Source organism: Xanthomonas sp. CFBP 8445 (assembly GCF_025666235.1).
In the GTDB taxonomy this organism is placed as follows: Bacteria; Pseudomonadota; Gammaproteobacteria; order Xanthomonadales; family Xanthomonadaceae; genus Xanthomonas_A; species Xanthomonas_A indica.
Genome location: NZ_CP102594.1, coordinates 3,924,213 through 3,937,270, shown reverse-complemented (window position 1 = coordinate 3,937,270; position 13,058 = coordinate 3,924,213). Strand labels below are relative to the sequence as shown.

Annotated in this window: 10 protein-coding genes and 1 riboswitch; of the genes, 4 read left to right on the top strand and 6 right to left on the bottom strand. The window is 70.1% G+C overall.

The features are described from left to right. The 3 genes from NUG21_RS16960 to NUG21_RS16950 are packed head-to-tail and all read right to left on the bottom strand — an operon-like array spanning position 1 to position 2,919. Complete coding sequence (locus NUG21_RS16960; protein ID WP_019798333.1) at positions 1-705, bottom strand: sulfotransferase family protein; 705 nt, start codon at positions 703-705, stop codon at positions 1-3. Further along, on the bottom strand, positions 702-1,616 hold the full coding sequence (locus NUG21_RS16955) for a sulfotransferase domain-containing protein (RefSeq protein WP_263391473.1): 915 nt from the start codon (positions 1,614-1,616) through the stop codon (positions 702-704). The genes NUG21_RS16960 and NUG21_RS16955 overlap by 4 nt, the downstream gene beginning before the upstream one ends. After that, on the bottom strand, positions 1,609-2,919 hold the full coding sequence (locus NUG21_RS16950; RefSeq protein WP_263393107.1) for a cytochrome P450: 1,311 nt from the start codon (positions 2,917-2,919) through the stop codon (positions 1,609-1,611). Before NUG21_RS16950 ends, NUG21_RS16955 begins: the two co-directional genes overlap by 8 nt. 580 nt (positions 2,920-3,499) lie before the next feature. Here NUG21_RS16950 and NUG21_RS16945 point away from each other — a divergent pair. Next, the gene (locus NUG21_RS16945) at positions 3,500-4,261 is read left to right on the top strand and encodes a class I SAM-dependent DNA methyltransferase (protein WP_263391472.1); all 762 of its coding nucleotides are present in this window, start codon (positions 3,500-3,502) and stop codon (positions 4,259-4,261) included. A 303-nt stretch (positions 4,262-4,564) separates the two neighbouring features. On the opposite strand, the gene NUG21_RS16940 is transcribed toward NUG21_RS16945, so the two are convergent. From NUG21_RS16940 to ahcY, 3 genes are all read right to left on the bottom strand, one after another. Beyond that, positions 4,565-4,789 carry a type II toxin-antitoxin system RelE/ParE family toxin gene (locus NUG21_RS16940; protein ID WP_263391471.1) on the bottom strand — a complete coding sequence of 75 codons (225 nt, stop codon included), beginning with the start codon at positions 4,787-4,789 and terminating at the stop codon, positions 4,565-4,567. 30 nt (positions 4,790-4,819) lie between these two features. After that, complete coding sequence (locus tag NUG21_RS16935; protein ID WP_019796514.1) at positions 4,820-4,948, bottom strand: hypothetical protein; 129 nt, start codon at positions 4,946-4,948, stop codon at positions 4,820-4,822. 249 nt (positions 4,949-5,197) lie between these two features. Further along, positions 5,198-6,643 (bottom strand): adenosylhomocysteinase, encoded by a 1,446-nt coding sequence (ahcY, locus tag NUG21_RS16930; RefSeq protein WP_160948080.1) that lies wholly within the window; start codon positions 6,641-6,643, stop codon positions 5,198-5,200. 33 nt (positions 6,644-6,676) lie between these two features. Beyond that, positions 6,677-6,776, bottom strand: a riboswitch (S-adenosyl-L-homocysteine riboswitch). A 170-nt stretch (positions 6,777-6,946) separates the two neighbouring features. On the opposite strand from ahcY, the gene NUG21_RS16925 reads away from it, so the two are divergent. The 3 genes from NUG21_RS16925 to NUG21_RS16915 all read left to right on the top strand — a co-directional run bounded on the left by NUG21_RS16925 (position 6,947) and on the right by NUG21_RS16915 (position 13,005). Next, entirely contained in the window at positions 6,947-9,469 is a 2,523-nt protein-coding gene (locus NUG21_RS16925; protein WP_263393106.1) for a S9 family peptidase, read from the top strand. Positions 9,470-9,632: 163 nt separating this feature from the next. Further along, positions 9,633-12,347, top strand: a complete 2,715-nt coding sequence (gene ppc / locus NUG21_RS16920; RefSeq protein ID WP_263391470.1) for a phosphoenolpyruvate carboxylase — start codon at positions 9,633-9,635, stop codon at positions 12,345-12,347. A gap of 82 nt (positions 12,348-12,429) precedes the next feature. Next, entirely contained in the window at positions 12,430-13,005 is a 576-nt protein-coding gene (locus NUG21_RS16915) for a TetR/AcrR family transcriptional regulator (RefSeq protein WP_184502384.1), read from the top strand. The last annotated feature ends 53 nt before the right edge of the window (positions 13,006-13,058 follow it).

Sequence of the window (13,058 nt, the reverse complement as noted above, 5' to 3'; positions counted from 1 at the left end):
TCAGCCGTCGGCGGGCGGCGCGAACGCCTCGACGGCCAGCCGGTCCAAGTAAGCGCGCAAGCGTTGTTCGCGTTGTGCGGGGTCGCTGGGCAGCGGACGCGCTTGCGCGCCACCGCTGCCGCGCGCATGCACGCGTGGATACGGCTGTGCCGGCACCGGCACATCCAGGAAGGCGCACAGCGATTCCCAGCCCGTCTGCGCGTCGGTGTCGAGCACCAGCAGGCGGTGCGCCGGCACGTTGGCGATGACCGCTTGGTTCCAGCGGTGGAAATAGTCGGTCATGAAGTCGCGATCGTCGATGCGCGTGGCGAACTCGCCGCGCAGGAACTGGCTCAGGCGTTGGCCATCGGTGCCGAACAAGGCCGGTACGCTGCCGTCGCTGGCGAAGATGGTGCTGCGTACCGAATCGAACCAGGCATCGGCATCGCGCACGGTCAGGATCACCTTGGCCTGCGGGTAGCGCGCGACCAGCTCGCGCCAGAAGCAGCAGCCGGGATAGTCGACGGTGGCGGTGTAGCCGGCGAACAGCGTCTCCCAGTCCGCCTGCCCGTCGATCGCCGCGTCCCACTGCGGCAAGGACTGGCGCAGGTTCGCGGCCAGCTCCATGGCGTGGTAGCAACGGCCCAGGCCCAGATGTTCCAGCGCCAGTTTCAGCGACAGGGTGCCGGTGCGGCCCAGGCCGGCGCCGATGACGCGCAGGCTCATGCCGTCGCCCCTGCGCCCTGTGCCAGCCACTGCGCGGCCTCGCGGCCCAGCTCGGCCTGCGCGCGCGCCTCGTAGTCGGCGGCGACGGCCGCCGGCAACAGCGTGCGCCAGCGGCCGCTGCGGCCCTGGTTGAAGAAGGCCTTGCCGCCCTCGCGCCACAGCCCGGCGCCCTGTGGCACGTAGCGCGCGGCGTGCTGGCGCATGTAGCCGAACTGGCAGTGCGCCAGGATCGTCTCCCAGGCCGCCTCGCGCACCGGGATCTCCAGGAACGCGGCGATGCGCCGCACCTGTGCGGGCAGATCCTGCAGCAGGTCGGCGTAGTGCACCAGCAGCACGTTGGGCTGCGCGCGCTGCTGCCACCAGCTGCGCACGCCCTCCCAGAATGGCCAGAACGGCGCGCCGTCGTGGGCCAGCCAATGCGCCACGTAGGCGTCCACCGGCAAGCTCGGCGGCGGCACCACGCGCAGCTTGCCCGGTTCGGCCGCGCCGGCGTCCAGCCGCGCCTGCGCATCCTGGCTGACCGCACACTGGTGGTCGTACAGGCTGAGCGCGATGTCGCGGCCATCGCGGCCGATGTACAGATACTTGGCGCGATCGCTGACCACCAGTGCATCGGCCGGCAGATGGGTCTTGATGAAACGCCGATGGGTCTGCGCCTGCAGCAGCGCCAGCTTGCTGGCGCGGTCCGGGTACACGCCGTCCAGCCATGGCGAGATCGCCGACACATCGATGTCGGCCGCACCCTCGAACAGCAATTGCGCGACGATCTGCTGCAGCCAGGTCGTGCCCGCCTTGGCGTAGCTGGCGATGACGATGTCGCCGTCGCGGAAGGCCAGTTCGTTCCAGGCCGCGGAATCGAAGAAGCGGTTGGGATACTCCCGGGTCTTGGCGAAGGCGGCGGGGTCAGCCATGCGGGGCGTCCGTTGTGCAGGAGAGAGGTGTCGTCGCGGCCGGCGGCTGGTGGGGCGCAGAATCCGTGCGCGGCCGCAAGGCGATGCGGACATCGAGCGGGCGCAGCACCAGCGCCGGGAACGGCCGCGGCCGCGCATCCGCCGCCAGGTGCAGCGTGCGCTCGCGCAGCAGGCCGGCCACGACCACGGTCATCTGCACCAGCGCCAGCTGGCTGCCGATGCAGCTGCGCGGGCCGCCGCCGAACGGGAAGTAGGTGTAGCGCGCCGGGGCGTGTGTTGTGTCCAGCCAGCGCGCCGGCATGAAGCTGTCCGGTGCGGTGTAGTGGCGCGGATCGCGCTGCACCACCCATTGGCTGACGATCAGCTGGGTGCCGCGCGGCACCGCGAAGCCATCCAGCGTGGTGTCGCGTTGCGCGATGCGTGCGGTCATCCATGCCGGTGGATACAGGCGCATGGCTTCCTTGACGCAGGCACGGGCCAAGGGCAGGCGCTCGACGAGCGCGTCGTCGCAGGTCGGAGCGGGCGCGCTGTCGAGGCCGGGCAGGGCATCGGCTTCCTCCGCCACCGCCTGCGCGATCGACGGGTGCTGCGCCAGCAACAACAGCGTCCAGGTCAGGCCGGCCGCCATCGGTTCCAGCGCCGACATCAGCATCGCCGCCGCTTCGTCGCGGCACCAGTCGCCCTCGCCCAGCGGATCGTCGCGCCGCAGCAGGTCCAGCACCGAGGCGTCTGCGCCTGGCAGTCGCGGCGACGCCAGGATCTGCGTCAGCGCGATGTCCAGCGCGCCGCGTGCGGCACGCAGACGGCGCTTGCCGGCACTCGGCCACCAGGCCGGTGCTGCGGACGGCGTACGCGTCTGTTGCAGGATCGCATCGGCCATCGGCAGCATCCGCAGCAATGCGGGCGCATGCGCCGCGTCGCCGAGCAGGAAGCCGGCACCCAGCTCCGCGCATAACGCTGTCATGGTCGCACGCACGTCCTGCGCATGCGCATTGTGGGTGCTCGATTGCAGCAGCGCGTGCGTGGCCGCCAGTGCCTGTCCGGCGTAGTCGCGCACCAGGCCGGCGCGGAATGCGGGCTGCAACGCCTGGCGCTTGTGCCGCCAGGCCTCGCCCTCGCTGTTCATCACCGAGGCCGGGAACGCAGCGCGCCGCGCCCGTGGATCCGGATCGGACTTGGCGTAGAGGCTGCCGTCGTCGCCGAGCACAGTCGCGATGCTGGCTGGTGCCGCGAGCAGGTAGGTGCGCTCGGCGATCCGCACCACGTCGCCATGCTCGCGTGCGCAACATTGCAGAAATTCCAGGGGATCGGCGGCAAAGGCCTGCCGATTGCCGAACGCCCAGTGCCCGCGCGGTCCGGGCGGGAGTCGGTGCATATCGGTCACGTGGGTGCCCGCATGAACACTGTCAACGGCGTAGCGCAGGGCGATGCTGGAGCGGGCATGTGTCGCATGGCGAACGGAGCGCGTGGCGGCGCGACGCGGTGCGCCAGGAAGAGGGGGCGGATCGCCCCCTCTCGCAATCAATACGTGTAGATGTAGCCGAGCTTGCGGCCACCCAGGCTCTGCACCCAACGCGACAGTGAATCAACAAGGCGTTTCATGGCGATACTCCTGATTGAATGGAGGAACGGTGTAGCGGTTGTCGCGCCTGTCGTCACGACAGGCGCAGGAAAAAGCATCTCCGCTTGGGTGCGGCGACGCAAGGGAAAGACTGAAGCATGGCCAACTGCAACATGCCTGTCATCTGCGGCGTCGCGCGGTGCGTGCACGCAACGCAGGACATGACCGGGCTGTTACGCATGTTGTCACCCTGCGCGAAGCGCCATTCCGTCGCCATCGCTGCGTGCTATGGTCGCGCCACTTCGGCAACGAGTGGCTACGGATGCCTGTGACCCATGAGTACGATCGGCTGGCTGCGATCTACGATCGTTTCTACGATCGCTGGCCCGTCGCTGCCACGCAGCAGTGCGTCGGCGTCCTGGCCGACCTGGCCGCGGGCCGTGCGGCACTGGAACTGGGCATCGGTACCGGCCGCCTCGGCGTGCCGCTCGCGCACCGCGACGTGCCGGTCACCGGCATCGACAACGCGCCGGCGATGCTCGAGGCCCTGCGCGCAAAACCCGGCAGCGAACGCCTGCAGCTGGTCTGCGCCGATTTCGCCGACATGCCGGTGTCCGGGCCGTTCGGCCTGATCTATGCGGTGGGCGCATTCGGCTATCTGCTGACCCAGGCCGAGCAGTTGCGGTGCGTGGTCAATGCCGCGCGCTGCCTGGCGCCCGACGGGCGCCTGCTGATCCAGACCGCGGTGCCGGGCGCGGAAGTGTTCGACGGTAGCGGCAAGGTCAGCCAGGTGCTGGACGTGCCGGACACCGAGGGCGACGGTGCGGCGGTGATGCTGGTGTGCTCGCAGCCCGATCCGCTGCAGCAGCGCATCGACCAGCGCGTGGTGGTGCTGGGCGAATCCGGCACGCGCATCTTCAGCGAGCGCCGCCGCTACGTGTGGCCGTCGGAACTGGACCTGATGGCGCAGATCGCCGGCCTACGCCTGGAGGCGCGCTGGGGCGATTGGGCACGCACGCCGTACCACGCGCGCAGCCGGATCCAGATCTCCGTGTACGTGCCGGCTGGCGAGCGCACGGCCTGAGAGATTCGCGCCGTCGTAAGCGCTGGACGGCGATGTCCGGTCTGCGAGTGGCGGCGTCGGAAGCAGTTGGGCCTTATGCATTCGGCGCCTGCGGCCATGCCGCTGCCGTACTAGGCTATCCCGCCGGTGTATAGGCGAACCGCGCTGCAGCCGCGCGCATCGTGTCTGGTCTGGTCGACGCCGTGCGACGACCCGGCACGGGCGCTTGGCGTCGCGATCGCCAGTTGCGGCGGGAAACACTCAGCATGTCATCGGTTGCGAAGTGCCGCGCTAGCCCGCGCCATGGGAGGCAGTGACAGCAAATCAGGCCAGCATCGCATCGACCAGGTCGGCGCGGGCACCGGCCCCGGTTTCATGCATCGCGTGCATAGCCTGCCTCGCGTTGCGCGCGGATCGCCAGGACCAAGACGGTATCCACGCAACCACGTATCGGTAGAGGGCAATATGTCCGTGAGCGCCTTGGCCAATCACCAGTTCGCGCAGATCATGGCGCGTCAGCTGGCCGATCAGCGGATTGTCCGTCAGCACGTTCGATGCGCTGACGATCTCGCTCAGACGCTATTGGCTATGTTCGGCTTCGTGTTGTTCCAGATGGCCGAAGTTGTGCGACGTGGTGCCGGCGGCTTCTGCGGCCTTGGCGATGCGGGCCTTGAGCGCGTCCGGCAGGCGGATGGTGGTGGTGCTCATGGGGCAGCTCCGGGCGATTGGCGTGGAATTGGTGTGGTACAGGTGGTCTGGCTGGGCAGGCGCGTCGGCCAACTGGCCGGAAAAGGCCGCTTTGAGCAGGGAGTGGCGCAAGGTGGCGATGTCTGCGGTTTTCGCTCCGTACGATTTCCAGCTTCCTTCTCCCCCCACGCGCTTGCGGCGCCGATCGCACGAAAAACGGGCGCCTCGCGGCGCCCGTTCTTGTCTGCCTGGCGATGTCTTGCCGATGGCTCAGTAGCGGTAGTGCTCCGGCTTGAACGGGCCGTCGACCGGCACGCCGAGGTAGGCGGCCTGTTCGTCGGTGAGCTTGGTCAGCTTCACGCCGATCTTTTCCAGGTGCAGGCGCGCCACTTCCTCGTCCAGCTTCTTCGGCAGGCGGTACACCTGCTTCTCGTAGCTGTCCTTGTTCTGCCACAGGTCGATCTGCGCCAGGGTCTGGTTGGCGAAGCTGTTGGACATCACGAAGCTGGGATGGCCGGTGGCGCAGCCCAGGTTGACCAGCCGGCCTTCGGCCAGCAGGAAGATCGCGTTGCCGTTGGGCAGCACGAACTTGTCCACCTGCGGCTTGATGTTGATCTTCTGCACGCCCGGCAGCTTGTACAACGCCTCGACCTGGATCTCGTTGTCGAAGTGGCCGATGTTGCAGACGATGGCCTGGTCCTTCATCTGCGTCAGGTGCTCGATGCGGATGATGTCCTTGTTGCCTGTGGTGGTGACGTAGATGTCGGCCTGGCCGAGGGTGTCCTCGACGGTGTTGACCTCGAAGCCTTCCATCGCCGCCTGCAGCGCGCAGATCGGGTCGATCTCGGTGACGATGACGCGGGCGCCGTAGGCGCGCAGGCTGTGCGCCGAGCCCTTGCCGACGTCGCCGTAGCCGCACACCACCGCGACCTTGCCGGCCAGCATCACGTCCATCGCGCGCTTGAGGCCGTCGGCCAGCGACTCGCGGCAGCCGTACAGGTTGTCGAACTTGCTCTTGGTCACCGAGTCGTTGACGTTGATCGCCGGGATCAGCAGGGTGCCGGCCTCGGCCAGCTGGTACAGGCGGTGCACGCCGGTGGTGGTCTCTTCGGAGACGCCCTTCCAGTCCTTGACCACGCGGGTCCAGTAGCCCGGGCGCTCCACCGCCACGCGCTTGAGCAGGTTCTTGATCACCTGCTCCTCGTGCGAGGAGGCCGGTTCGTCCACCCACTTGGAGCCGTTCTCCAGCTCGTAGCCCTTGTGTATCAGCAGGGTCACGTCGCCGCCGTCGTCCACCACCAGTTCCGGGCCGGTCTGGGTGCCGTCGGCCAGGGTGAAGGTCAGTGCGTCGAGGGTGCAGTCCCAGTATTCCTCCAGCGTCTCGCCCTTCCAGGCGAACACCGGGGTGCCGGTGGCGGCGATCGCCGCGGCGGCGTGGTCCTGGGTGGAGAAGATGTTGCACGAGGCCCAGCGCACGTCGGCGCCGATGTCCTTCAGCGTCTCGATCAGCACCGCGGTCTGGATGGTCATGTGCAGCGAGCCGGTGACGCGCACGCCGGCCAGCGGCTTGGCGGTGGCGTACTGGCGGCGGATCGACATCAGGCCCGGCATCTCGTGCTCGGCGATGTCCAGTTCCTTGCGGCCCCAATCGGCCAGGGAAATGTCGGCGACCTTGTAGTCGCCCTCGGTGGAAAAATGCTTGAGTGCAGCGTTCATCGATAAAGCTCCGGTCAATGGCGAGAAACTCGCGAAGTCCGGGCGCCGTTGTCGCTCAAGCCTCGCGCCGAGCCTGGCCGGGTCTGGAGACGGGAAATTCGGTCTCGATCCGGTCGCAGCGCCCCTCGGCGCAAGGGGTAACCGATTATAGCGGCTGCCGCGTGTGGCGCTTGAACACGCGATCAGGCCCAACCATCGACAGGGGGCGGCCGGCGCCGGCCCTGCTACCGTCGGTGGTTCGATCGATGCGAGGAGAGGGGAGAGATGAACCAGATCACAGTGCGCGGGCGCCGCCGCGTCGCCATGCCGGTCTTCAGCCTGCTGTGCGCGGCCCTGACCGCGGCCGGCAGCGCGGCCGCCAATGCGGCCTCGGCACCTGCGGCGGCTGCCGTGAGCGCCGATCCGTCCGACAGCGGCTACCAGCTGCCGTCGGCGCCGCTGCAGGCCATCGTCGATGCGCCGCGGCCGCCGCAGCTGTCGCTGAGCCCGCGGCGCGATCTGGCGGCGATGCTGCAGCTGCCCGCATTACCCGGCATCGCCCAGGTCGCGCAGCCGGAACTCAAGCTGGCCGGGTTGCGCATCCATCCGCGCACCCGTTCGCAGAGCCGCTTCGCCTTCGGCGACAAGCTGTGGCTGCTGCGCATCGCCGACGGCAGCGAGCTGCAGATCGAGGGCCTGCCGGCGCCGCTGTCGATCGCCGGCATGGCCTGGGCGCCGGACCAGCGCCACCTGGCCTTCAACCGGGTCGATGCGCGTAGCGGCGCCAACGAACTGTGGGTGGTGGATATCGCCGCGCTGCGGGCGCGGCGGGTCGCCGAGCGGCTCAACACGGTGTCCGGCGAGGGCTATGCGTGGATGCCCGACAGCCGTCAGTTGCTGGTGTTGCTGCAGCCGCAGGCGCAGGGCGCCGCGCCGCCGTCCGACGCGGTGCCGACCGGGCCGGCGGTGCAGCAGACCGCTGGTGGCGGCGCCACCGCCTTGCGCACCTACCAGGACCTGCTGAAGAACGAGGCCGACGCGCGCCAGTTCGATGACCAGTTGCGCGCGCAGCCGGCGCTGGTCGACGTCGACGGGCAGGTGCAGCGCATCGCTTCCCCGGATCTGTACCTGTCGCTGGCGCCGTCGCCCGACGGCCGTTACCTGCTCGCGCAGCGCCTGCAGCGGCCGTTCTCCTACCTGGTGCCGGCCAGCGGCTTCCCGCGCACCATCGAAGTGCTCGACCGCGCCGGCAAGCCGGTGCACACGGTGGCGAACCTGCCGCTGGTGGAAGGCCTGCCGACCGGCAACGATGCGGTGCGCACCGGCGTGCGCGACATCGACTGGCGCAGCGACGCCCCGGCCACCCTGGTCTGGGCCGAGGCCCAGGACGGCGGCGACCCGGCGCGCGAGGCGGCCGTGCGCGACGCGGTGCTGATGCAGGCCGCGCCGTTCACGGCGCCGCCGGTGACGCTGGCGCGCCTGCAGTCGCGTTTCGCCGGCATCACCTGGGGCCGCGGCGACCTGGCACTGATCGACGAGTTCTGGTGGAAGACGCGCCAGACCAGGCAGTGGCGCGTGGCGCCCGATCATCCCGCGCAGGCGCCGCAGCTGCTGGTGCAGCGCTCGCAGGAGGACCGCTATGCCGATCCGGGCACGCCGGTGACCGAGCGCGATGCGGCCGGCAACCCGCGCCTGCTGATCGCCGCCGACGGCCACAGCCTGTTCCTGCGCGGCGAGGGCGCCTCGCCGCAGGGCGATCGGCCGTTCCTGGACCGCTACGATCTGGACACGCGGCAAAGCACCCGCCTGTTCCAGTCGCAGGCGCCGTACTACGCGGTGCCGCAGGCGCTGCTCGACGACAGCGGCCAACGCCTGCTGATCACCCGCGAGACGCCGCAGGAGCCGCGCAATTTCTATCGGCTCGACCGCGTGGACGCGGAGCCGGTGGCGCTGACCCGCTTCACCCATCCCACGCCGCAGTTGCGCGACGTGCACAAGGAGCAGATCCGCTACCGGCGCAAGGACGGCGTGGAACTGACCGCGACCCTGCTGCTGCCGCCGGGCTACGACGCCAAGCGCGACGGCCCGCTGCCGATGCTGATGTGGGCCTACCCGGGCGAGTTCAAATCCGCCGACGCCGCCAGCCAGGTCACCGATTCGCCGTACCGTTTCAACGCGATCGGTTACTGGGGTCCACAGGCGTTCCTGGCCTTGGGCTATGCGGTGCTCAACGATCCGTCGATGCCGATCGTCGGCGAGGGCACGCGCGAACCCAACGACACCTACGTCGAGCAGCTGGTCGCCGATGCGCAGGCGGCGGTGGACGAGGTGGTGCGGCGCGGCGTCGCCGATCGCGATCGCATCGCCATCGGCGGGCATTCGTATGGCGCCTTCATGACCGCCAACCTGCTCGCGCACACCCGCCTGTTCAAGGCCGGCATCGCCCGCAGCGGCGCCTACAACCGCTCGCTGACCCCGTTCGGCTTCCAGTCCGAGGAGCGCACCTACTGGCAGGCGCAGCCGGTGTACCAGGCGATGTCGCCGTTCAACTACGCCGACCGGATCAAGGATCCGCTGCTGCTGATCCACGGCGCCGAGGACAACAACTCCGGCACCTTCCCGATCCAGAGCGAGCGCATGTACGCGGCGATCAAGGGCAATGGCGGCACCGCCCGGCTGGTGATGCTGCCCAACGAGGCGCATGCCTACCGTGCGCGCGAGTCGGTGCTGCAGATGCTGGCCGAGAGCGAGCGCTGGCTGCGCACCTATCTGGGGCCGGCGCCCGCGCCCAAACCCACGCCGAGTCCGGGTACGACTGCGACTGCGGCCGGCGCCGCGTCGCCCTGAGCCGTGCCTGCGCCCCGGCTGCGCGTTCCTGCGGCCGGGGCGCAGCAGGGACTGGCGTGCAAGGCAAATGGTTCGCTTTGAAACCGTCGCCATGGCCGACGGGAACGTGCTCCCTTTTCGGTTAGGCTTGCGACGCCCCCATTGCCGAGCCATGCGTTTCCCGATGAACGAGTCCCGCAGCAGCATCGTCTTCGCCACGCCCGACCTCCCCTTACGCGACGACGTGCGCCGGCTCGGCGCCCTGGTGGGCGACCTGCTCGCCGAACAGGTGTCTGCGCAGTTCCTCGACGAGATCGAACGCATCCGCACCACCGCGATCGCGCGCCGCGAGCGCGCCGCGCCGCTGTCCTCGCTGAGCGAGCAACTCGCCGGGCGCGCGCCGCGCGACGCCGAAGCGCTGGTGCGCGCCTTCAGCACCTATTTCCAGGTGGTCAACATCGCCGAGCGCGTGCACCGCATCCGCCGCCGGCGCGACTACCAGCGCAGCAGCGCCGACACGCCGCAGCCGGACGGCCTGCTCGACGCCTTGCGCCGGCTCAAGGCGCAGGGTGTCGGCATCGAGGAACTGCGCGACTGGCTGCCGCGCATCGACGTGGAGCCGGTGTTCACCGCACATCCGACCGAGGCGGTGCGACGCGCGCTGCTGGAGAAGGAACAGCTGATGGTCGCCAGCCTGGTCGACAACCTCGACGGCCTGCGCACCCCGGGCGAGCGCGCCACCGACGCGGCGCGGTTCCGCATGGCGCTGACCGCCTCGTGGCAGACCGCCGACTCTTCGCCGGTGCGGCCCACCGTGGAGGACGAGCGCGAGCATGTCGGTTTCTACCTGACCCAGGTGCTGTATCGGGTGATCCCGGTGATGTACGAGACCCTGGAGCACGCCATCGAGCAGACCTACGGCCAGGCGCTGCCCCTGCCGCGGCTGCTGCGCTTCGGCACCTGGGTCGGCGGCGACATGGACGGCAACCCCAACGTCGATGCCGCCACCATCACCGCCACCCTCGACGCGCAGCGGCGCGCAGTGCTGGAGCGCTACCTGAAGGAACTGTGGCAGTTGGCCAGCCTGCTCAGCCAGTCGACCACCCTGGTCGCGGTCAGCGCGCCGCTGCTGGAGCAACTGGCGCGTTACCGGCAACTGCTGCCGGAGGCCGCGGCGCGCTCGCGCCCGCGCCATGGCGACATGCCGTACCGCCTGCTCAACGACCTGATGCGTGCGCGCCTGCAGGCCACGCTGGACGATGCGCCCGGCGCCTATGCGGCGCCGACCGAACTGGAAAGCGACCTGCAGTTGATCCTGGACAGCCTGCAGGCCAACAAGGGCCTGCACGCCGGTTGGTTCGCGGTGCGGCGCCTGCTGTGGCGGGTGCGCAGCTTCGGGTTCCACCTGGCGCGGCTGGACGTGCGCCAGGAGTCCAGCGTGCATGCGCGCGCGGTCGCCGCCGCGCTGGACACGCAGGACTGGGATGCGCGGTCGGTGGAGGAGCGTGCGCACCTGCTCGGTGCCTATGCCGGCGGCGAGCAGACCCTGCCGGCGGCCGACGACGACGGCAATGCGCGGCTGGACGCGGTGTTCGCCGCGCTCGCCGATGCGCGCGCGCGGCACGGCGCCGACGCGCTGGGCAGCTACATCATCTCGATGGCGCACGATCGCGCCGACGTGCTGACCGTGCTGGCGCTGGCGCGCCGCGGCGGCCTGGTCGATGCCGACGGTGCGGTGCCGCTGGACATCGTGCCGTTGTTCGAGACCGTGGACGACCTGCGTGGCGGCACCGCGACCCTGCGCGACCTGCTGGCCGATCCGGTCTACCGCCGCCACCTGGCCGCGCGCGACGACGTGCAGATGGTGATGCTCGGCTATTCGGACAGCGGCAAGGACGGCGGCATCGCCGCCTCGCGCTGGGGCCTGCAGCGTGCGCAGGTGGAACTGCTGGAGGCGGCGGCCGACCTGGGCATCCGCCTGACTTTCTTCCACGGCCGCGGCGGCTCGATCGTGCGTGGCGGCGGCAAGACCACGCGCGCGCTGGAAGCGGCGCCGCGCGGCAGCGTCGACGGGCGCCTGCGCGTGACCGAGCAGGGCGAGGTGATCCATCGCAAGTACGGCATCCGTGCGCTGGCGTTGCGTTCGCTGGAACAGATGACCGGTGCGGTGCTGCTGTCGAGCCTGCGCCCACGTGCGGCCGACGCGCGCGAGGCTGGCTGGCGGCCGGTGATGGACCTGGTCGCCGAACACAGCAGCCAGGCGTACCGCAGCTTCGTCGGCGATGCCGAGTTCATGCGCTATTTCCGCCTGGCCACGCCGATCGACGTGATCGAGCGGATGACCCTGGGCTCGCGGCCGTCGCGGCGGCTCGGCCAGGATGCGGCGCTGTCCAACCTGCGTGCGATCCCCTGGGTGTTCGCCTGGAGCCAGGCGCGCGCGGTGATCCCGGGCTGGTACGGCGTGGGCAGCGGCCTGCAGGCGGCGGTGGACGCCGGCCACGAGGACGCGCTGCGCGCGATGGCCGCCGACTGGCCGTTCTTCCGCACCTTCCTCGACGACATCGCCATGGTCCTGTCCAAGGGCGACCTCAACATCGCCGAGATGTTCTCGCGCCTGTCCGGGCCGCTGCACGCGCGCTTCTTCCCGCGCATCCGCGACGAACTGGCGCTGACTAAGGGCTGGGTGAAGGCGCTGACCGGGCAGGCGTCGCTGCTGCAGCACGATCCGCGCCTGGCGCTGTCGATCCGCCTGCGCAATCCCTACATCGACCCGATCAGCGTGCTGCAGGTGGATCTGCTGCAGCGCTGGCGTGCCACCGAGGGCGAGGACGAGGACCTGCTGCGGGCGCTGGTGGCCTGCGTCAACGGCGTCGCCCAGGGCGTGCAGAACACCGGCTGAGGCCGGCGCTTCAGGGCACCGCCGGCCGCCGCCGGTGGATGCCCGCCATCACACTCTTGCAAGCGGACAAAATTGTCCGATAATGCCGCGCATGGAGATGCGAGCCGATACCGCCCACCGCCGCCGCCTGTTGCTGGACGCCGCCGACGAGGTGTTCTGCGAGCACGGCGTGCTGGCGCCGCTGGAATTGGTGGTGGAGCGGGCCGGACTGGGCCGCGCCACCCTGTACCGCCACTTCGCCGACCGCACCGCACTTATCGCGGCGCTGCTGGATCGTGGCCTGGACGGCCTGGAGGGCTGCGCGCGCGAGATCGGTGCGCGGCCGGACGGGCTGTTCCTGCTGATGTACGACGTCGCCGAGCACATCGCGATGTCGGCGCCGCTGGCCGACTATTGGCGGTCGCTCCCGCGCGAGCACCCGATGATCGCCGCGGCGCATACACGGGCGATGGCGATCCTGCTGCCGTTCCTGCAGCGTGCGATCGGCGCCGGCCTGTGTCGTGCGGACCTGGGCGAGCAGGACCTGGCCCTGGCGATGGACATGCTTGGCGCCTGCCAGCGCGGCAGCGACGAGGCCGAACGCAAGGCGCTGGCGCAACGCGGTTGCCGCCTGCTGTGCCACGCCCTGGCCACGCCCGCGGCGGCGGCGGACTTGTGAGCGCCGCCGGCGCCGCGCGCCGACGCGCCTGGCCGTGGCGGCTGGCCCGCGTC

Bases quoted from the DNA above. Each gene is read 5' to 3' on its own strand.
- NUG21_RS16925 (WP_263393106.1), top strand. From the start codon at position 6,947: ATGCCGGTCTTCAGCCTGCTGTGCGCGGCCCTGACCGCGGCCGGCAGC.
- NUG21_RS16935 (WP_019796514.1), bottom strand. From the start codon at position 4,948: ATGAGCACCACCACCATCCGCCTGCCGGACGCGCTCAAGGCCCGCATC.
- NUG21_RS16915 (WP_184502384.1), top strand. From the start codon at position 12,430: ATGCCGCGCATGGAGATGCGAGCCGATACCGCCCACCGCCGCCGCCTG.
- ppc (WP_263391470.1), top strand. From the start codon at position 9,633: ATGAACGAGTCCCGCAGCAGCATCGTCTTCGCCACGCCCGACCTCCCC.
- NUG21_RS16960 (WP_019798333.1), bottom strand. From the start codon at position 705: ATGAGCCTGCGCGTCATCGGCGCCGGCCTGGGCCGCACCGGCACCCTG.
- ahcY (WP_160948080.1), bottom strand. From the start codon at position 6,643: ATGAACGCTGCACTCAAGCATTTTTCCACCGAGGGCGACTACAAGGTC.
- NUG21_RS16955 (WP_263391473.1), bottom strand. From the start codon at position 1,616: ATGGCTGACCCCGCCGCCTTCGCCAAGACCCGGGAGTATCCCAACCGC.
- NUG21_RS16945 (WP_263391472.1), top strand. From the start codon at position 3,500: ATGCCTGTGACCCATGAGTACGATCGGCTGGCTGCGATCTACGATCGT.